The following is a 19,322-nucleotide window of genomic DNA, read 5'->3' as shown; positions in this document are numbered from 1 at the left end:
GACCGATTTCAGCAATTCTCGAGCGTGGCGCTGGCCAAACCGGGAAAGTCTGTAATCAGGCTGTCAACGCCGAAGTCGGCGAGTCTGCGCATCAGCGCGGGCTCGTTGACTGTCCACACCGACACATGCAGCCCTTGACGCTGCGCCTTCTGCAGGCGTTCCGGCGTACACAGGGTCCAGTTCAGCGCCAGAATTTCACAGCCATAGCTTTGCGCGACCTTCAATGGGTCGAGCCAGGCGTATTCGGCCACCAGTCCGCGAGAAACATCCGGTACCAGGTCCAGCGCGGCTTTCAGTACTTCACGGGAGCTCGAAGTGATAGTCACTTTGTCGAGCAGGCCGTGACGTTGCGCCATTTCGCGAATCGCCAGCACGGTAGTTGCTGCGCGGGTGCGTGAAGCGCTTTTCACTTCCAGTTGCCAGTGCTCGAAATCACACTTCTCGAACAGTTCTTCCAGCGTTGGAATCGGGCATGGCTTGATCCAGCCAGGGCCGCCCTTGCGCGCGTCGTAGGTCGAAAGCTCGGCCGCCGAATGCTCGACGACCTTGCCGCGCCGGTCGGTGGTGCGCTTGAGGGTCGGGTCGTGGATGACCATCAGTTCGCCGTCCTTGGACAGGTGCAAGTCCAGCTCGCAACGGCGCACGCCGTGCTTGAGGCATTGCTGAAAGCTGGTCAGGGTGTTTTCCGGTGCTTCGCCTTTGGCGCCGCGATGGCCGTAGATGAGGGTCACGGTTCTTCCTTAAATTAGAGGCCTGATTCGTTTTGTTCGCGGGCCAGACGTCGTTCCTGGGCCTGCTTTTGCAAGATGTAGCGGGCCAGCAGTTGGCGCTGGGCGTCGGTCGGGATCTGGAATTCGGTGCCGATGTCGTAGCCGTCGCCCTTGGGATCACAATGGGTGACGCGAGCGCGCAGCAACAGGCCGAGTGCTTGAGGCATCAGCACCAGCTTGATCGACAGGTGTGCGCCGGCGGCAATCGGGGTAGGGTGCTGAAAGTCGATGCCACCTTCGGAGATGATCACGGGTTGTGGCTCGCCGATCTGGCCAAGCACGGTGACCGCGATCACCTGGCTGAGCAAATCAATGCGTTTGTTCTGGGATTTCAGGAACGCCGCGAGGTTGCGGTCCCGCTCGCTGATCTGGCGCAACAGGTGCTGCGACTCGAATTCGCTCAGGTGCAATTCGCTGAGCAAGTTGAAGAGTGGAGAAGCATCCTGCAACACTTCCTGGCCTGCGGCCTCGGCAGCGGACAGGGGCCGAATTTCCAGTGCGATCATGTCCTCGATACGGTAGTATTCGCGGCGATCTTCTTCATCTAATGTCGACATGGCGAACCCATGGTAGCGGCGGTGGTCTGAGTGTAAAGCTGGTTATCGACCCCCGCCACAAGGACGTTCCTTTTCCCTCCGAACAAGCCCCGACATGTTCAGACCTCTCTTCGTATTTATTGGCACGCGTTATACCCGTGCAAAGCGTCGCAATCATTTTGTGTCATTCATTTCCCTGACCTCGATGATCGGGCTCGCCCTGGGCGTAGTCGTGATGATCGTCGTTTTGTCGGTTATGAATGGCTTCGATCATGAGATGCGCACCCGCGTGCTGGGCATGGTGCCCCACGCGACCATCGAGTCCGGTGAGCCGATCAACGACTGGCAAAGCCTGGCCGCCAAGGTCAAACAGAACCCGCAGGTGACGGCCGTAGCGCCGTTTACTCAAATGCAGGGTTTGCTGACCAATAACGGCAAAGTCTCCAAGGTCCTGCTTAATGCCATCGATCCGGCACTGGAGCGCCAGGTCTCGATCATCGACAAGTTCATGCTGCAGGGCAAACTCGACGACCTGACGCCGGGCAGTTTCGGCATTGTCATCGGTGACAAGGCTGCGGCCAAGCTCGGTGCGGCCATCGGCGACAAGCTGACATTCGTCGCCCCGGAAGTCACCGTCACCCCTGCCGGGATGTTTCCGCGCATGAAACGCTTCACCGTGGTGGGCATTTTCCACGTTGGCGCCGGTGAGATTGACGGTTACCTCGGCGTCACCAACCTGCAGGATCTGGCCAGGCTGCACCGCTGGAAACCGGATCAGGTACAGGGCATCCGCCTCAAGTTCGATGACCTGTTCCAGGCTCCGCGCACCGCGTGGAACATCGCCCAGCAGTTGGGCCAGGACCATTTCTACGCTCGCGACTGGACCCGTACCCACGGCAATCTGTATCAGGCTATCCGCATGGAGAAAGCCATGATCGGCCTGCTGCTGCTGCTGATTGTTGCCGTTGCGGCGTTCAACATCATTTCCACGCTGGTGATGGTGGTGAATGACAAGAAAGGCGACATTGCGATTCTGCGTACCTTGGGTGCTACGCCGGGCACGATCATGCGCACGTTCATGGTGCAGGGCACGGTCATCGGCGTGGTCGGCACAGCGATTGGCGCCGTGGTCGGGATCTTTGCCGCCCTGAACGTCAGCGCCGCGATTTCGGCCCTCGAAGGGCTGATCGGCCACAAGTTCCTGAACGCCGACGTGTACTTTATTGATTACCTGCCGTCGCAAGTGCAGAGCCAGGACGTGTTGATGGTCTGCGCCGCCGCGTTGGTCCTGAGTTTCCTCGCCACCCTGTATCCAGCCTGGCGTGCCGCGCGCACCCAGCCTGCGGAGGCGCTACGTTATGAGTGAGTTGGGCATGAGTGAAAAAGCAATCCTGAGCTGCCGCAACCTGGGCAAGTCCTACGAGGAAGGCCCGGAATCGGTGGAGGTTCTGGCCGGCCTGCAACTGGAGTTGCACCCGGGCGAGCGTGTGGCGATTGTCGGCACTTCGGGTTCGGGCAAAAGTACCTTGCTGAACCTGTTGGGCGGCCTCGACACGCCGACCAGGGGCAGTGTGTGGCTGGACGGCGAAGAGCTGTCGGCACTGAGCGAGAAGAATCGCGGTCTGCTGCGTAACCGGTCCCTGGGATTCGTGTACCAGTTTCACCATTTGCTGCCGGAATTCACCGCGCTGGAAAACGTCTGCATGCCGTTGCTGATCGGCAAGACGGCGATTCCGGAAGCGCGTCAGCGTGCGACGGCGTTGCTGGAGCGGGTAGGGCTGGGCCATCGCCTGGAGCACAAACCGTCCGAGCTGTCCGGTGGCGAACGCCAGCGCGTGGCGATTGCCCGCGCCCTGGTGAACAATCCGGGCCTGGTGATGCTCGACGAGCCGACCGGCAACCTCGACTCCCACACTGCCCAGGGCATTCAGGACTTGATGCTGGAGCTCAGCACCTCGATGCGCACGGCGTTCCTGGTGGTGACTCACGACATGAACCTGGCCCGCCAGATGGATCGCGTCCTGCATTTGCAGGAAGGTTGCCTGACCGCCATCTGACTGGCCCAAGCCCGACGTCACTGAACAGTGCGTCGGGTCTTTTATTTTTATACGGTGCCCAAGCGAATGTTCAGACCGTTATCGATCTTTATCGGCGCACGCTACACCCGCGCCAAGCGTCGCAATCGCTTTGTTTCCTTCATCTCGATGACCTCGATGATCGGCCTCGCCCTCGGCGTGTTGGCGATGATTGTGGTGCTGTCGGTGATGAACGGATTTCAGCGCGAGATGAGCTCGCGGATCCTCGGCATGGTGCCTCATGCGACCATCGTCGGCGTCAATCCTATTGATGATTGGCAACCGGTTGCCGCGGCGGCGATGAAAAATCCCGAAGTCACCGCTGCCGTGCCGTTCACCGAGATGGAAGGCATGCTGTCCTATAAGGGCACGATGCAGCCGATCCAGGTCAGCGGCGTCGACCCGGCGCTGGAAGGCAAGGTGTCTATCGTTGCCCAGCACATCGTCCAGGGCCGTCTCGATGCCTTGAAACCGGGTGAGTTCGGCGTGGTGATCGGCGAGATCACGGCACGACGTTTCCGCTTGAACGTCGGCGACAAGATCACCCTGATCGTGCCGGAAGTCAGCACCGCGCCGGGGGGGATTACCCCACGGATGCAGCGCCTGAACGTGGTCGGTGTGTTCAAGGTCGGCGCCGAGCTGGACGGTTCGATGGCACTGATTCATGTGGCCGATGCGGCGCAAATGCAGCACTGGCAGCCGAATCAGGTACAAAGCGTGCGTCTGGCGGTGAAGGACCTGTATGCCGCGCCGAAAGTGTCCGGCGACATCGCCGCCGGTTTGGGGGCTGATTACCGGGCTGACGACTGGACCCACACCCAGGGCAGTCTGTTCAGCGCGATGAAGATGGAAAAAACCATGATCGGTCTGCTGTTGCTGATGATCGTCGCGGTGGCGGCGTTCAACATCATTGCCACCCTGATCATGGTGGTGAACGACAAAGGCGCGGACATTGCCATCCTGCGTACCATCGGCGCCACACCACGGCAGATCATGGCCATCTTCATGGTGCAGGGCACGGTGATCGGGATCGTCGGCACCTTGATCGGCGGCGTGTTGGGCGTGATTGCGGCGCTGAACGTCAGTGAGCTGGTGGGCTGGGTCGAACGGGTGAGCGGTCAGCACATCTTCAGTTCGGATGTGTACTTTGTCAGTAACTTGCCTTCGGAACTGCAGGGCGGGGATGTGCTGCTGATCTGCTCGGCGGGATTTGTCCTGAGCTTTCTGGCCACGGTTTACCCGGCCTGGCGAGCGGCGAAGATCGAGCCGGCTCACGCGTTGCGGTATTCGTAAGGCTTCAGTCCGCTATCGCGAGCAAGTCGAATCGCCGCACCGTCGACTTGCTCGCGATGAGGCCGGCCCTGCTGGCCTCAATCTCCCCTTGGCAACTCAATCACAAACCGCGTCAAGCCCTTCTCCGATTCACACCAGATCTGCCCGCCATGGGCACGTATGATCGAACGGGTGATCGCCAGCCCCAAGCCCGCATGCTCACTGCTGCCTTCCTGGCGTGCCGGATCAGCCCGGTAGAAACGATCAAACAACCTCGGCAACAACGCCTCGGAAACCTCGTCCCCCGTGTTCTCAATGGTCAGGCTCAACCCTTGCGGTTGATCAGTGATCCGCACCCGCACTTCGCCATCGACCGGCGTGAACCGCAACGCGTTATCCAGCAGGTTGGAAAGCGCGCGCCGCAACATGCTGCGATCGCCCACCATGCGTGCAGTGCCCTCACGGCTCACCGTCACGCGGGAGTCATCGGCCAAAGGCGCAAAAAATTCCAGCAACACATCCACCTCGTCCGCCAGGTTCAGCGGTTCGCGACTGGGCATCAACAACCCGTGGTCCGCCTTGGCCAGGTACAGCATGTCGTTGACCAGTTGCGCCATCCATTGCAGCTCTTCGAGGTTGCTGTGCAGTGCCTCGCGATAGTCCTCGATCGGACGTGGGCGGGTGAGGGTGACTTGCGTGTGGGTCAGCAGGTTCGACAGCGGCGTGCGCAGTTCATGGGCAATGTCGGCGGAGAACGCAGAAAGTCGCTGAAAGGAGTCGTCCAGACGCCCGAGCATGGCGTTGAAGTGGTGGGCCATTTCCGCGAGTTCTGGCGGCATGTTTTCTTCGGGTAAACGCGCGTTGAGCGATTGCGCCGACACCCCGCGAGCCACCGCGCTCATGCGCCGCAATGGCCGCAACCCGCTACGCGCCGCCCAGGCGCCGAGCAACGCAGTGGCCAATGCGGAAAGTCCGACAGTCAACCAGATCAAGTGCTGCATGCGCTGTAGAAAGTGCTGGTGGTGAGTGATGTCCAGCAACAGCGTCAGTTGCGGCGAATCGGGTTTGTCGGGGTAGAGTGGCGCGTTCAGGACGCGATAGTCCGTGCCATCACCTTTGAGGGTCGACAGGCCTGGTGTTAGCGCAAGTGTCTCCGGCAGGCGCGCCGAGCTGTCGTACCAGCGCTGACCGTCGCTGCCCGTGATCCGCAGATACAGATCCGCCTGCCGACTCAACTCATCTGCCAGTTTGACTTCGCTAGTATTGGATTGAATGTTCTGCAGCGACCGGCGCAGGCCAATCAACTTGCCCTCCAGCAACTGTTGATCAAGTTCGATGAAGTGCGCCTCGCTGGCACGGTTGAACAACACGCCAGCGAACAACGACACCACGGCCGTGCAGGCGGCAAACAACAGCGCCAGGCGACTGCTCAAGGACAATCGACGCATCAGGCGGGGCGCTCTTCAAGGACGTAACCCATGCCGCGTACGGTATGAATCAATTTGTTGGGGAATTCATCGTCGACTTTCAGGCGCAAGCGGCGGATGGCCACTTCGATAACGTTGGTGTCGCTGTCGAAATTCATGTCCCAGACCTGGGACGCGATCAATGACTTGGGCAGCACTTCGCCCTGTCGGCGCAACAGCATCTCCAGCAAGGCGAATTCCTTGGCTGTCAGGTCGATGCGCTGACCGCTGCGTTCGACCCGGCGGCGGATGAGGTCGAGGCGCAAGTCGGCCAGTTGCAGGCTGGTGTCCTGAGGCGGCGCACTGCCGCGCCGCAACAGGCTGCGGACCCTGGCCAGGAGCTCGGAAAAGGCGAACGGTTTGACGAGGTAGTCGTCGGCTCCCAGCTCCAGGCCATGAACCCGGTCTTCCACTGCGTCACGGGCGGTCAGAAACAGTACCGGCGTATCCAGTCCGGCACCGCGGACCGCTTGCAGGATCTGCCAGCCATCGCGACCGGGCAGCATCACGTCGAGGATCAACAGGGCGTAATCGCCACTCAATGCCAGCTGCTGACCAGTGCTGCCATCGGCCACCAGTTCGGTGTTGAACCCGGCCTCGGTCAAGCCCTGGCGCAAGTAGTGGCCGGTTTTCAGTTGGTCTTCGACGATCAGCAGTTTCATGGATAACTCGAGGCTAATGGAGCGAATGCTTTATACCGTGGGCAGCGTGAATGCTGGCCAACCTGACAAAGTTGTAATCTGGCTGTCAGGTTCAAGCCAGTGACAGCAGTTTAATGTCTTCTGCAGGCTGAACCTTATCTTGTTGGAGTATGACTATGTTTTTGCACAAGCCTCTTCTGCTGTGCGCCTGCCTGTTGGCGCTGAGCACGCCAGCATGGGCGGCGCCCGCGCACTCTTACGATTTCGGTCAGCCGGCACCAGCGTCCAGGGCGACGCGCAGCATTGAAGTGGTGATGGGCGATATGTCGTTCGACCCCAAGGCCATCGAGGTTAAGGCAGGGGAAACGGTGCGCTTTGTGCTGGTGAATAAAGGCCAGCTGCTGCACGAATTCAACCTTGGGGACGCGGCGATGCATGCCCGTCATCAGCAGGAAATGCTGCAAATGCAGCAAAGCGGCATGCTGACGCCGACAGGCATGAAGAAAATGGACCACGGCGCCATGGGCAAAATGGATCATGGTATGAAGCACGATGACCCCAATAGCGTACTGGTGGAGCCCGGCAAAACCGCCGAGTTGACCTGGACGTTCAGCAAGGCCACCAACCTGGAGTTTGCCTGCAATATTCCGGGGCATTACCAGGCGGGTATGGTCGGCAAGTTGACCGTAGACGCAGCTAAGTAAAACGATGCCGAAAAGGGCAGTAAAGGAATACCCTCTGCAACAGCACTCAAAGGCGGGCGCAAAGGCTGTTAGAATCGGCTGATTCTTCAGTCAGGTTTCCGCCATGCATCCCGCAGCCGAACACTCGCCGCTGGGCAAATCCAGCGAATACATCGCCACGTACACACCTTCTCTGCTGTTCCCGATTCCGCGCACCGCGAAATGGGCCGAGTTGGGCCTGACCGCAGAAACCTTGCCTTACAAAGGTGTGGATTTCTGGAACTGCTTCGAGCTGTCCTGGTTGCTGCCATCGGGTAAGCCCGTCGTCGCGATCGGCGAGTTCAGCATCCCGGCGGATTCGCCGAATATCATCGAATCCAAGTCGTTCAAGCTGTATCTCAATTCGCTGAATCAGACACCGTTTGCCGATACTTCGAGCCTCGAAGCTGCGCTGGTCAAGGATTTGTCCGCCGCTGCCGGCAAACCGGTCGGCGTGCGCATCCGCAGCCTGAAAGACGTTGAAGCCGAAGGCGTGGTGGCATTGCCGGGCGTGTGCATCGACGATCTGGATATCACTGTCAGCAACTACGAGCACCCACGTCCGGAGCTGTTGCGTTGTGACGATTCACGCATTGTGGAAGAGAGCGTGCACAGCCATTTGCTCAAATCCAACTGCCCGGTGACCAGCCAGCCGGACTGGGGCAGCGTGACCGTGGAATACCGCGGCGCGGCTCTGGATCACGCGAGCTTGCTGGAATATATCGTGAGTTTCCGCCAGCACTCGGATTTCCATGAGCAGTGCGTCGAGCGGATCTTCCTTGATCTGCAGCGGCTGCTGAAACCGGAGAAATTGACGGTGTATGCGCGCTACGTACGACGCGGCGGGCTGGACATCAACCCGTATCGCAGCACTGAAGAGGTGCAACTGCCGAACCATCGTCTGGTCCGTCAGTAACGATCTTGTTTATGTAGCAGCTGGCGTAGCCTGTGTTTGGCTTCAACGCAGGCTTCGCCAACTGCTACAAAGGGTGTGCAGTTCAAAACATTTTGTCGGCCGTTGAAAACAAAAAGCCCCGCCATCACTGGCGGGGCTTTTTTGCATTTAACGGGTTCAGATCCCGATATTGCCCAGGGTCAGCACGATGTTGCGCAACGTGCCGGCAATGGCAGGGTGTTCGAGTTCGAAGCGTTCTACCGCCAGGTTTACACCGTCGGCAAGGCTGGAATCCTGGGTCTTGGTCTCAAGCTCGATCTCCAGCTCGATCTGTTGCATCAGATCGTGGAGGTTCTCGCGCTCGGCTTCGGACAGTGGCGGATTCTGTTCCAATTGCTCGCGCAGAGTATTGAGCTGTTCTTGCAGTTCGCGGGCAGGCATGGCGTTCTTCCTTTTATCGATAGGCACTGGCATAGACCGCAGCAGCATGCCAAAGGTCTATGGCTTGCCTCTAGATTAATCCACTCGCGTATAAGCTGCATGTGTTCATGTCAAAGAGGTGGCGTTCAGGGCTTTTCGCCCTTGAGTCGGCGCTGATTGATGTCCGCGAGGCAGGTATCGAGGTCTCCCAGGTGATCGATCACTGAATGCACGCCCAGGCCGAACAGCTGAACCGTCGCTTTGCCACGTTTGATTTCCCGCTGTTGTGCCGTCAATGCCTGCCACTCAGGGGGTGCCAGTCCGCAGAGCGAACCGCACGACGCCAGGCCAATCGTCCACAACCCGGCGTTCAGGCCCGATTGCAGCAGGCGTGGTTCACCGCTGACCAGGACACACCCCTCCAGTCGATCAACGTTGAGCGACATCAACGCTTCCCAGCAGGCGTGAGGCGCCGGCCATGGATTGTTTGTTTCGATTTGTTTCGACGGTTTGACCCATTCCGGCAGTGCGAGGGCCAGGGAATGGCTGAGGGAAGGGGGCAATTCATCCACCCATGCGCATGGAATCTGTTGGCGCTGCAGGCTGTGCAGGCTATCCAATGCGCCGGGAGTCAGTTCGGCGTGAGTGGTGCAGAGGTCGCGGCGTTCACGGGTTCGGGCGCCGAAATCCACCAGGCAACCACTGAGACCAAACAACACGGCGGTCAGGCGCGGAGCAACGAGGGGCAAGACTTCGGCGTGCGGCATATCAACGTCCCTGAAATAGTACGAGGCTATGCGTCGCCGATGACAGTTGAGTGACAATCAAGTGAATCGCCTGACATCGCCGCTGTCCCTAAAGCAGCGGACGCCGATGCTGCCTAAAGCGGCGTTTCCGTCTTATACTGTCGAGCTTAACGTCTGGGCCGTGAGCCCACGTCAGTACAATCCAAGGAGTTTTTCTATGCGCTGGAGCAATCTTCTAGCTCAGCTTTGTGTGTGTTCCAGCGTATTGCTGATTCCGTTTGTTGCTCAGGCAGCATCGGAAGATGACCCTTTGGAAAGCATCAACCGTCCAATCTACAAGTTCAACGATGTGCTCGACACCTATGCGCTGAAGCCTTTGGCCCAGGGCTACCAGTACGTGACGCCGCAGTTCGTTGAAGACGGTATTCACAACTTCTTCAGGAACATCGGTGATGTTCGCAACCTGGCCAACGACGTGCTGCAAGCCAAGCCGGCCGCGGCGGGTGTTGATACCGCGCGGTTGATCTTCAACACTACGTTTGGCTTGCTGGGCTTTATCGATGTCGGCACCCGAATGGGCCTGCAGCGCAACGATGAAGATTTCGGCCAGACACTCGGCTACTGGGGCATGCCTAGCGGTCCGTACCTGATGCTGCCGCTCTTGGGCCCGAGCACCCTACGCGATGCGCCAGCGAAGTATGCTGACTCCTACGTTGGCGCTTATCGCTACGTCGACGATGTCGCAGCGCGCAACTCGTTCATGGCGCTGGATATTGTCGATACCCGTGCCAGCCTGTTGTCGGCCGAGAAGCTGATCAATGGCGACAAGTACATCTTCATCCGCAATGCGTACCTGCAAAATCGCGAATTCAGGGTCAAGGACGGTCAAGTCGAAGACGATTTTTGATTTCGACCGGTAAAACAAGGAAGGCGGCCATCAGGCCGCCTTCTTTCGTTTGAAATCGACGTTATTTCATCTTCAAGATTGTAAGCCCGAGTTTCTGGCTCCCGCCGTCCTGATCCTTGACCCATACCACCTCGGTGTCGGCTTCAAGGCCCTTGAGCGCAGCATGTTCTGAATCTATCCGCACGTTCAACAGGTCGCCGACCTTAAACAAGCGGGGCGCTTCAACCTGCATGCCGCTGCTGGAAAGGTCGATACAGACGGCTGGAACCTCATCGCCCTCATGAATCAGCGCCACCTCGGCATCCACTCGCATGCGGATGAAATCGCGTTTTTCGCTATAGTCCCGATCGGTTTGACTCATGGGGTTCAACCTTCCATTGGGTTACGGTTTTGACAGTTCTTATAACTCCCGGTCATTTGACAAGTAAAGAGCTCAAGCGACCATCGCCGTATGCTTGAAACGCCCCGCGGATGGGAGTACCGTCTGCGCCTTAGAAGGGCACCTCTGGTGTAACTCTGTGTAGGGCAAATGCCTGAAAGCGGTGCGACAGAGAGGCTAGAAAGCGAATCCAGTAGTACGGTGAGGTTGAAAACCTGCCGGCTACGCCAACCTAATTCTGGCGCCGTTTGCCCACATGCCAAAAACCAGTGCCACGCTGCTGATAATCGATGATGACGAAGTAGTGCGCGCGAGCCTCGCCGCCTATTTGGAAGACAGTGGTTTCAGCGTCCTGCAGGCCAGCAATGGTCAGCAAGGTCTTCAGGTATTCGAGCAAGACAAGCCCGACTTGGTCATCTGCGATCTGCGCATGCCGCAGATGGGCGGACTCGAACTTATCCGTCAGGTCACCGAGCTTTCGCCGCAAACACCGGTGATCGTGGTTTCGGGCGCTGGCGTGATGAACGACGCGGTCGAGGCCCTGCGCCTGGGCGCGGCGGATTACCTGATCAAGCCTCTCGAAGACCTGGCCGTGCTCGAGCACTCTGTGCGCCGGGCTCTGGATCGTGCGCGCCTGCTGCTGGAAAACCAGCGCTATCGTGAAAAGCTGGAGAAGGCCAATCGCGAGCTCGAAGCCAGCCTGAACCTGCTCCAGGAAGACCAGAACGCCGGTCGCCAGGTGCAGATGAACATGCTGCCGGTGAGCCCGTGGACAATCGACGATTTCCAGTTCGCCCACCAGATCATCCCGTCGCTGTACCTCTCGGGTGATTTCGTCGACTACTTTCGGGTCGACGAGCGCCGTGTAGCGTTCTATCTGGCGGACGTTTCCGGTCACGGCGCTTCATCAGCCTTCGTAACCGTACTGTTGAAGTTCATGACCACGCGCTTGCTGTTCGAATCCAAGCGCAGCGGTACATTGCCCGAATTCAAGCCTTCAGAGGTGCTTGGTCATATCAACCGAGGCCTGATCAGCTGTAAGCTGGGTAAACACGTCACAATGGTCGGTGGAGTCATCGACGAGGAGACAGGTTTGTTGACCTATAGCATCGGTGGTCATTTACCGTTGCCAGTGTTGTACACACCGGACAGTGTTCGTTATCTGGAAGGGCGTGGTCTGCCCGTGGGCCTCTTCAATGAAGCCACTTACGAAGACCACGTACTGGAGCTGCCGCCGACGTTCAGCCTGACGCTGATGTCCGATGGCATTCTGGACCTTCTACCAGAGCCTACACTCAAAGAAAAAGAAGCGGCGTTGCCCCAACGGGTCAAGGCTGCGGGCGGCACCCTGGATGGGTTGCGGCAGGTTTTTGGATTGGCCACGCTAGGGGAGATGCCGGATGATATCGCCCTGTTGGTGTTGAGCAGGAATCTTCAATGAGTACCGGTAGAATCCAGTTCGCCGAACAGGACGGCACCTTCGTCCTGAAGTTCGTCGGTGAAGTTCGCCTGACCCTATGTTCGGCGTTGGATGCGACTATTGAGAGGATCTTCACCGCGTTGAATTTCAACGCGATCGTGATCGACCTGACCGAAACCCGCAGCATCGACAGCACCACCCTTGGCCTGCTGGCCAAACTGTCTATCCTGTCGCGGCAAAAGGTCGGCCTGCTGCCGACCGTCGTGACCACCCACGAAGACATCACGCGTCTGCTGCAGTCCATGGGCTTCGAGCAAGTGTTCAACATCGTTGACCGCCCGATCCCATGCCCTGAATGCCTGACCGACTTGCCAGACCAGGATCAGTCCGAAGAGATCGTACGGATCAAGGTGCTCGAAGCGCACAAGATCCTGATGGGCCTCAACGATTCCAACCGTGAAGCCTTCCACGACCTCGTGAACGCGCTAGAGCGGCACTGATGCGGTAGGCACGGCATTGCCATGTGGCGAGGGAGCTTGCTCCCATTGCCCCCAACCCTTCACCGCGTTGCGTCAGACAGCCCCTGGCCAGCCAAATTAGCCTGAACCTCGCATCAATCCCAGCGCACAAAAAAGGGCGAACCCAGCAGGGTTCGCCCTTTTTGCATTGCCTAGTCCTAGATCACAGCTTGGCTTGCAACAACGCCTCAAGCTTCTCCTGATCCCGGGCAAACTGGCGAATGCCTTCCGCCAGTTTCTCTGTCGCCATCGCATCTTCGTTGGACAACCAGCGGAACTGCGCTTCGTTCAGGCTCAAACGCGCTTCCCCGGCATGCCCCGGCGCCAGTTTACGCTCAAGCTTGCCGTTGTCCGCCGCCAGTTTCTCCAGCAATTCCGGGCTTATGGTCAGGCGATCGCACCCGGCCAGTTGCTCAATCTGATTCAGATTACGGAAGCTAGCGCCCATCACCACAGTCTTGTAGTCATTGGCTTTGTAGTAGTTGTAGATACGCGTCACCGACTGCACGCCCGGATCATCCGCGCCGGTGTAGTCATTGCCGTTAGCCTTTTTGTACCAATCGTAGATACGGCCTACAAACGGCGAAATCAGGAACACACCCGCATCGGCACAGGCCGCTGCCTGGGCAAACGAAAACAGCAGCGTCAGGTTGGTCTGAATGCCTTCCTGCTCCAGCTTCTCGGCAGCACGGATGCCTTCCCAGGTGGACGCGATCTTGATCAGCACACGGTCACGGCCAATGCCGGCTTTGTCGTACAGCTCGATCAGACGGTGCGCACGCTTCAATACGGCGTCAGTGTCGAACGACAGTCGCGCATCCACTTCAGTGGAAATGCGCCCTGGTACAACCTTCAGAATCTCTTGACCTACGGCCACGCCAAAACGGTCGCTGGCCAGGCCGACATCGCCCTTGCAGTCATGAACGCAAGCGTTCAGCAATTCGGCATAACCGGAAATGGCCGCCGCTTTCAGCAACAGGGAAGGGTTGGTGGTAGCGTCCACCGGTTTAACGCGAGCGATGGCTTCGAAGTCGCCGGTATCGGCAACCACGGTAGTCATTTGTTTGAGTTGTTCCAGCTTGGAAGTCATGAGTGTGCTCTGTCCTTTGGATTTGATGACATTACCCGAGCGCTGACAGCCACTCAAGGGCGCGTATACCTATCGAAGGCCCCAGCGGCAACAACCTGAAAACAGCTGTTTGAAAGGTGGGGCGCGGTGTTGATAAATACGATGCCGAAACAGTGAACAGGTTCAACCCGGGCGACCGTTAACGCCCCTCCAGCAACTCCGCCGCCTGATCCAGCAACGCCAAAGGCTCCTTGGCCTTGTGAATATCCACCGACAACAACTGCCGAAACTTGCGCGCACCCGGAAAACCGGTGCCCAGTCCCAGCACATGCCGGGTGATATGGTGCATCGAACCACCCGCATCGATATGCGCGGCTATATAAGGACGCAACTGCGCCAGCGCCTCGGCCCGAGTGATCACCGGTGCCGTGCTGCCGAACAACTGCTGATCCACCTCGGCCATCACATAAGGATTGTGATACGCCTCACGACCCAGCATCACACCGTCGAACGTCTGCAAATGCTCATGACAGGCTTCCAGCGTCTTGATCCCGCCGTTGAGAATAATCTCCAGCTCCGGAAAATCCGTCTTCAACCGCGCCGCCACGTCGTAGCGCAGCGGGGGAATGTCGCGATTCTCCTTCGGCGAAAGCCCCTCAAGAATCGCAATCCGCGCATGCACCGTAAAGCTCGTGCACCCGGCATCCCGCACCGTGCCAACGAAATCACACAACTGCTCGTAACTGTCCCGCCCATTGATCCCGATGCGATGCTTCACCGTCACCGGAATCGACACCGCATCGCGCATCGCCTTCACACAATCGGCGACCAACTGCGGATGCCCCATCAGCATCGCGCCAATCATATTGTTCTGCACCCGATCACTCGGGCAGCCAACGTTCAGATTGACCTCGTCATAACCATGCTCCTGAGCCATACGCGCACACGCGGCCAGGTCCAGCGGAACACTGCCACCGAGTTGCAGCGCAAGAGGGTGCTCGGCGTCATTGTGGCGCAGAAAACGCTCGTGATCGCCGTTGAGCAACGCGCCGGTGGTGACCATCTCGGTGTAGAGGAGGGCGTGCTTGGAGAGCAGGCGCAGGAAGAAGCGGCAATGGCGGTCAGTCCAATCCATCATGGGTGCGACGGAGAAGCGGCGGGAGAGCGGTGCGGGTGTGGCAATGGCTGGAGGCATTGGAAGAATCTGGAATCGGTCGGGCTAGGGAGTGGGCAGTTTATCAGGGTTAGGCAGTTGGGACGCGTGGCAGTGATGTAGGGGGGGCAAGGCGTGACGCAGGGTGCGAGTAAACAGATGGAAAATAGTTGTCCCCATTTGGTCAAGACCGGTTATGGCGGCAGATCGTGAACATCCTCGATGCGGAGCAGGGCGGTTGCGACCTTTTCGACATCGATGAACTACGCCGCGAGTACAGCCCTGAAGCATTTGCCAACCTGCTGATGTGTGATTTTGTTGATGACGGGGCGAGCATCTTCCCGCTGGCGCTGTTGCAGTCGTGAATGGTCGATAGCTGGGTCGAGTGGGCTGAGGACAACAAGCCGTTTGCCATGCGACCTTTTGGGGATCGCCAAGTTTGGATTGGCTACGACCCCGCTGAGACTGGTGATTGTTCGGGGCTGGTGGTGGTCGCGCCGCCGCTGGTACCGGGCGGCAAGTTTCGCGTGCTTGAGCGGCATCAGTTTCGGGGAATGGACTTTGCTGCGCAGGCTGCGTTTATCAAGGGCGTGTGCGACCGCTACTGGGTGACGTATATCGGGATTGATGTCACCGGTCTGGGCAGTGGCGTGGCGCAGCTGGTGCGCCAGTTCTTCCCGGCGGTGACCTGCTTCAGCTATTCGCCAGAGGTAAAGACGCGTCTTGTGCTCAAGGCCTATGACGTGATCCACAACGGCCGGCTGGAGTTCGATGCCGGCTGGACGGACATGGCGCAGTCGCTGATGGCGATTCGCAAGACCATCACCGCCGGTGGGCGGCAGTACACCTATACGGCTGGACGTAACGACAACACCGGTCACGCCGATCTGGCGTGGGCGCTCTTTCATGCATTGCACAACGAACCGCTTGAGGGGCAAACGGCTTCCAATACTGGGCGGATGGAGATTTTTTGATGAACGAAACAATTGCTGATCAGGCTTCGGCGCCCGCGGTTGTGGCTAGTCCTCCTGTCAGCCAAGGCACGCAAGTGTTCAGTTTTGGTGATCCGTCGCCTGTGCTGGGTGGTCGGGAGGTTTTTGATTATCTGGAGTGCTGGTTTAACGGTCGGTGGTATGAGCCGCCGCTGTCGCTGGATGGGCTTGCGCGTTCGGTGGGGGCGAGTGTGCATTTGCATTCGGGGTTGATGTTCAAGCGCAACTTGCTGAGCAAGACGTTTATCCCGCACCCGATGTTCTCCAGGGCTGCGTTTGAGCAGTTTGCTTTGGATTATTTGTGCTTGGGTAATGGTTATCTGGAGCGACGACGTTCGGTGTTGGGTGGTACTCGGATACTGGTACCGCCGCTTGCGAAGTACATGCGGGCGGGGCCGGATGGCAGGTTTTACCAGGTGCAGGGGTTCAGGAATGAGCATGCGTTTGAAGCGGGGAGCGTGTTTCATCTGCGTGAGGCGGATTTGCATCAGGAGATATATGGGTTGCCGAAGCGGATCAGTGCTTTGCGGTCGGCGTTGCTCAATGAGTCCGCGACCCTGTTCAGGCGCAAATACTACGAGAACGGCAGTCATGCCGGCTTCATTTTGTATATGACCGATGCCGCGCAGACCGAGACCGACATCGATGCACTGCGTAAAGCGCTCAAGGATTCGAAGGGGCCGGGGAATTTTCGCAACCTGTTTGTTTACTCGCCGACCGGAAAAAAGGACGGAATTCAGCTGATTCCTGTCAGTGAGGTGGCGGCAAAGGACGAGTTCAACTCGATCAAGAATCAGACGCGAGATGACGTGCTGGCGAGTTTGCGGATTCCTCCGCAGTTGATGGGGATCGTGCCACAGAACGCAGGTGGGTTTGGGTCGGTTAGGGAAGCTGCGCAGATCTGGTCTATGAACGAACTGGAGCCTATTCAGACTCGACTTCAACAAGTAAATGACTGGGCGGGGGAGGAAGTCGTCAGATTCAAAGATCTACTACTGAGGCCTGAAAAAGCAAGATCTATAAAGTGATAGGTGGGCCAAGTACTTTTGGTTATGTGGTTGTACCTGGCTCGGCGAGTTATTGTTTTTTGTTGTATGAGCTAGTTATTGCAACTCCTCTTGTTGCTGCGTTATTAAGTTGAATGAAAGTTGGTTCGGTTTCTTCGGTTTCTTCGGTTTCGTTGTTTTCGCACTCATCAAGTAACATTTGCGTGAGCGGAAGGCCATATGCTTGTGCAATGGGAATAAATGAGGTAAGGGTTTGCAGTATTGCTTTTGAATGGTCATCGCCGTCAGCGTGGTCTTTTATATATTTGAATGTATTGGGGTGGTGGCCAATTGGTGAGGTGGTCGAGCGAGTTAAGCACATTGGAATTCCGTGCCTTCTAATGTAGTTTATTATATATTCAATATCTAAGAAGGGAATTGTTCTCCAAACGTTAAGTAGCTTGATTTTCAAATGAAACTCAAGAGGCCACCCAGCAAGCTTTTGAAGTGCCCTTTGCGCCTCCACTATTCCCATAAGCACGTTATAAACATAATTTAGATCGACGATATGAGGCTCTTGAATATTTGCTTTTTTTAAGGCATCTATAAAAATACCTGAATACTCGTAACCAAAAAGCCGGGCTTCGATTTGATCGAGAGAACCTTTACTCCAGCTTAGAGGTATTATTATATCGCCTGTAAGATCAGGATTAACGTTCCAAGTCATGCCGTGATTAGATGGGTCGTTGTTTTCGCATTGCCTTGCTGTGAGCCCACCAGCTCGCGAGTAAATTGTGTCGAAAGGTAGGCAGATTGTGCGCCCTGTTTTAGCACCAAGAATTTCTCTTGCGTTTTCAATGTCGATACGGAAATCTGATCTTGGTAGATGCCATAGATTTGGTTTTATCATTATCCTTAAAAAGGGTGTGTTAATTTCCGTGTCGGAAAATTCTGGGTCTTCATCATGCCATTTTTTATACGAATTAATAGTGTCTTTTGAGCGTTGATATAGTCTGTCAACCATATGCCGGTCAGTCTCAGGTATGGGCTCTGAGCCATCTGCAATTCTGCGATATATATATCCGCTGCTGTGTATGTGCGGCGCTTCCGCGCTTTGCGGAATAGCGATACATATAATGGCGCGACCTGCTTCAATATTAAGTTGGGCGCATGGCCCATAAAAGACTTTTGATTCAAAATGGCACGAAGGATTTATAAGATTAGCAACAGCTTGCCTAATTCTTTGGAGCACAGTGTCTACTTCAGTAGAATCAATCCCTAAAAATTCTCCGGCTACTGAGTTTTCTTTTGATTCCTCCTTTATCCCATAAAAAAGCCAACCTCCGTAGCTATTCGCGAACGCTGAAACGGATTTAGCAATGGATTGAGATTTGGGAATGGCTTGTTTGTATTCTACATACCAGCCTTCGTTGACCTCCTTTAACGCTACTAGGTCATCAGTCTGCAGATGGGAAAAACTTTTATCGAAAGGGGTGTAGTGATTCACGCTAAATTACTCCGTGATTTGTTGATTGGCTTCCAGCGCATCCAGTACTGAGTTTAAAGCGGTTTTCATTTTTTCGAGCTGAGATACCAACTGTTCTCGAAATAAATCGATGTCGACAGTCAAACCAAGGTCGCGCCTGATTTCAATAATTACGGGTATTTGCATCTCGGCTATTACACGGATTTCAGGAATTAACTCTCTGCAAAAATCAAAGTGAAGGTAGTTCTGCGTACTCCATGCTTTGTTGCGAGCATCTGCATAGATTTTTGCTTGAGAGGACTGAAAATCAAATGACCTAATCAGTGCTGCCATATTTTCCTGAGTGGCATTGCAGTTTTCATTGAGGCGTGTCATTTCGGCGAGTATTCTATTTACTTCGTTTTGCGCTTGGTTATAGTGTTCATCATTGATTTTTATTTCGATTAGGCAATCTTGGATTGGTATAGTTTTACCGATGAGTTTTATTGTTAGCTCGCCGTATGCGCCTGTTAATTCGTTTACAAGTAGGGCGGTTTTTGGTTCTGCTATGAGTTGCAGTTTTGCGGAAGAAGCGAAGAAGTCTTGAAGTTTTTCAGTATTGTTAGTGTCGCTGAAATCAGCTTTAGGTAACGAGCCTAAATAACTGAAAGCTTTCGTCATTTCCTCTGCAGATCGTAGGTAAACTTCCCGTCTTAAGGTAGAGATTCTTTCTTTCTGTTTTTCCAATGAGTCGTGTTCAAGCTGGATTTTTAGTCTGTTGGTGTTGCTTCTGTTTGATGCAAACACTCCCCCCAGGGTTAAAGTTGCTGCGATAACACCGGACCAGATCACGTTTGGGACTGAATGAACTAAATCAATTAACCACATAT

At 56.4% G+C, this 19,322-nt stretch carries 20 protein-coding genes and 1 pseudogene; 10 read left to right on the top strand and 11 right to left on the bottom strand.

Features of this window, described 5'->3' with window-relative positions; genetic code table 11:
• Positions 1-8 precede the first annotated feature (8 nt).
• Positions 9-731 (bottom strand): glycerophosphodiester phosphodiesterase, encoded by a 723-nt coding sequence (locus H7698_RS02165; protein ID WP_162437405.1) that lies wholly within the window; start codon positions 729-731, stop codon positions 9-11.
• Between the two features lie 14 nt (positions 732-745).
• Entirely contained in the window at positions 746-1,327 is a 582-nt protein-coding gene (locus H7698_RS02160) for a PilZ domain-containing protein (RefSeq protein WP_194690427.1), read from the bottom strand.
• Positions 1,328-1,421: 94 nt separating this feature from the next.
• Between H7698_RS02160 and H7698_RS02155 the strand changes: the two genes are divergently transcribed.
• From H7698_RS02155 to H7698_RS02145, 3 genes are all read left to right on the top strand, one after another.
• Positions 1,422-2,672, top strand: a complete 1,251-nt coding sequence (locus H7698_RS02155; RefSeq protein ID WP_194690426.1) for a lipoprotein-releasing ABC transporter permease subunit — start codon at positions 1,422-1,424, stop codon at positions 2,670-2,672.
• 7 nt (positions 2,673-2,679) lie between these two features.
• Entirely contained in the window at positions 2,680-3,363 is a 684-nt protein-coding gene (gene lolD / locus H7698_RS02150; protein WP_194690425.1) for a lipoprotein-releasing ABC transporter ATP-binding protein LolD, read from the top strand.
• Between the two features lie 66 nt (positions 3,364-3,429).
• The gene (locus tag H7698_RS02145) at positions 3,430-4,674 is read left to right on the top strand and encodes a lipoprotein-releasing ABC transporter permease subunit (RefSeq protein ID WP_194690424.1); all 1,245 of its coding nucleotides are present in this window, start codon (positions 3,430-3,432) and stop codon (positions 4,672-4,674) included.
• Between the two features lie 77 nt (positions 4,675-4,751).
• On the opposite strand, the gene H7698_RS02140 is transcribed toward H7698_RS02145, so the two are convergent.
• On the bottom strand, positions 4,752-6,101 hold the full coding sequence (locus H7698_RS02140) for a heavy metal sensor histidine kinase (protein ID WP_194690423.1): 1,350 nt from the start codon (positions 6,099-6,101) through the stop codon (positions 4,752-4,754).
• Complete coding sequence (locus tag H7698_RS02135; RefSeq protein ID WP_162437399.1) at positions 6,101-6,781, bottom strand: heavy metal response regulator transcription factor; 681 nt, start codon at positions 6,779-6,781, stop codon at positions 6,101-6,103. Before H7698_RS02135 ends, H7698_RS02140 begins: the two co-directional genes overlap by 1 nt.
• A gap of 155 nt (positions 6,782-6,936) precedes the next feature.
• Here H7698_RS02135 and copI point away from each other — a divergent pair, with 155 nt between their 5' ends.
• A complete protein-coding gene (copI, locus tag H7698_RS02130) occupies positions 6,937-7,464 on the top strand; it encodes a copper-resistant cuproprotein CopI (protein ID WP_194690422.1) in 528 nt (175 codons plus the stop codon).
• Between the two features lie 103 nt (positions 7,465-7,567).
• A complete protein-coding gene (gene queF / locus H7698_RS02125) occupies positions 7,568-8,398 on the top strand; it encodes an NADPH-dependent 7-cyano-7-deazaguanine reductase QueF (protein WP_162437397.1) in 831 nt (276 codons plus the stop codon).
• 156 nt (positions 8,399-8,554) lie between these two features.
• On the opposite strand, the gene H7698_RS02120 is transcribed toward queF, so the two are convergent.
• Both H7698_RS02120 and H7698_RS02115 read right to left on the bottom strand, forming a co-directional pair.
• The gene (locus H7698_RS02120; protein ID WP_162437396.1) at positions 8,555-8,818 is read right to left on the bottom strand and encodes a DUF4404 family protein; all 264 of its coding nucleotides are present in this window, start codon (positions 8,816-8,818) and stop codon (positions 8,555-8,557) included.
• 125 nt (positions 8,819-8,943) lie between these two features.
• Positions 8,944-9,564: an HAD family phosphatase gene (locus tag H7698_RS02115; protein ID WP_194690421.1), complete on the bottom strand. Its 621-nt coding sequence runs from the start codon at positions 9,562-9,564 to the stop codon at positions 8,944-8,946.
• A gap of 196 nt (positions 9,565-9,760) precedes the next feature.
• Between H7698_RS02115 and H7698_RS02110 the strand changes: the two genes are divergently transcribed.
• Positions 9,761-10,450 carry an MlaA family lipoprotein gene (locus H7698_RS02110; protein WP_194690420.1) on the top strand — a complete coding sequence of 230 codons (690 nt, stop codon included), beginning with the start codon at positions 9,761-9,763 and terminating at the stop codon, positions 10,448-10,450.
• A gap of 61 nt (positions 10,451-10,511) precedes the next feature.
• Here the strand turns inward: H7698_RS02110 and H7698_RS02105 are convergent, their stop codons facing one another.
• Positions 10,512-10,811 carry a PilZ domain-containing protein gene (locus H7698_RS02105; protein WP_162437393.1) on the bottom strand — a complete coding sequence of 100 codons (300 nt, stop codon included), beginning with the start codon at positions 10,809-10,811 and terminating at the stop codon, positions 10,512-10,514.
• A 274-nt stretch (positions 10,812-11,085) separates the two neighbouring features.
• Here H7698_RS02105 and rssB point away from each other — a divergent pair, with 274 nt between their 5' ends.
• Positions 11,086-12,270, top strand: coding sequence for a two-component system response regulator RssB (gene rssB, locus H7698_RS02100; RefSeq protein WP_162437392.1), 1,185 nt, complete (start codon positions 11,086-11,088; stop codon positions 12,268-12,270).
• On the top strand, positions 12,267-12,749 hold the full coding sequence (gene rssC, locus H7698_RS02095; protein WP_123403442.1) for an anti-sigma factor antagonist RssC: 483 nt from the start codon (positions 12,267-12,269) through the stop codon (positions 12,747-12,749). Before rssB ends, rssC begins: the two co-directional genes overlap by 4 nt.
• A 181-nt stretch (positions 12,750-12,930) precedes the next feature.
• On the opposite strand, the gene tal is transcribed toward rssC, so the two are convergent.
• Together tal and dusA are read right to left on the bottom strand one after the other, a co-directional pair.
• Positions 12,931-13,857, bottom strand: a complete 927-nt coding sequence (gene tal, locus H7698_RS02090) for a transaldolase (RefSeq protein WP_162437391.1) — start codon at positions 13,855-13,857, stop codon at positions 12,931-12,933.
• Positions 13,858-14,035: 178 nt separating this feature from the next.
• Positions 14,036-15,031, bottom strand: a complete 996-nt coding sequence (gene dusA, locus H7698_RS02085; RefSeq protein ID WP_194690419.1) for a tRNA dihydrouridine(20/20a) synthase DusA — start codon at positions 15,029-15,031, stop codon at positions 14,036-14,038.
• Between the two features lie 143 nt (positions 15,032-15,174).
• On the opposite strand from dusA, the pseudogene H7698_RS02080 reads away from it, so the two are divergent.
• Both H7698_RS02080 and H7698_RS02075 read left to right on the top strand, forming a co-directional pair.
• Positions 15,175-15,963 (top strand): annotated as a pseudogene (locus tag H7698_RS02080) (phage terminase large subunit family protein); the annotation flags it as partial.
• Complete coding sequence (locus H7698_RS02075) at positions 15,963-17,009, top strand: phage portal protein (RefSeq protein WP_194690418.1); 1,047 nt, start codon at positions 15,963-15,965, stop codon at positions 17,007-17,009. The pseudogene H7698_RS02080 and the gene H7698_RS02075, both read left to right, overlap by 1 nt.
• 49 nt (positions 17,010-17,058) lie before the next feature.
• On the opposite strand, the gene H7698_RS02070 is transcribed toward H7698_RS02075, so the two are convergent.
• The gene (locus H7698_RS02070; protein WP_194690417.1) at positions 17,059-18,474 is read right to left on the bottom strand and encodes an AlbA family DNA-binding domain-containing protein; all 1,416 of its coding nucleotides are present in this window, start codon (positions 18,472-18,474) and stop codon (positions 17,059-17,061) included.
• A 6-nt stretch (positions 18,475-18,480) separates the two neighbouring features.
• Positions 18,481-19,320: a hypothetical protein gene (locus H7698_RS02065; RefSeq protein ID WP_194690416.1), complete on the bottom strand. Its 840-nt coding sequence runs from the start codon at positions 19,318-19,320 to the stop codon at positions 18,481-18,483.
• Positions 19,321-19,322 lie beyond the last annotated feature (2 nt).

Source organism: Pseudomonas sp. p50(2008) (assembly GCF_015351605.1).
Lineage (GTDB): Bacteria > Pseudomonadota > Gammaproteobacteria > Pseudomonadales > Pseudomonadaceae > Aquipseudomonas.
Note: the sequence above shows the minus strand (reverse complement) of the source record. Positions and strands in the feature narration are given on the sequence as shown.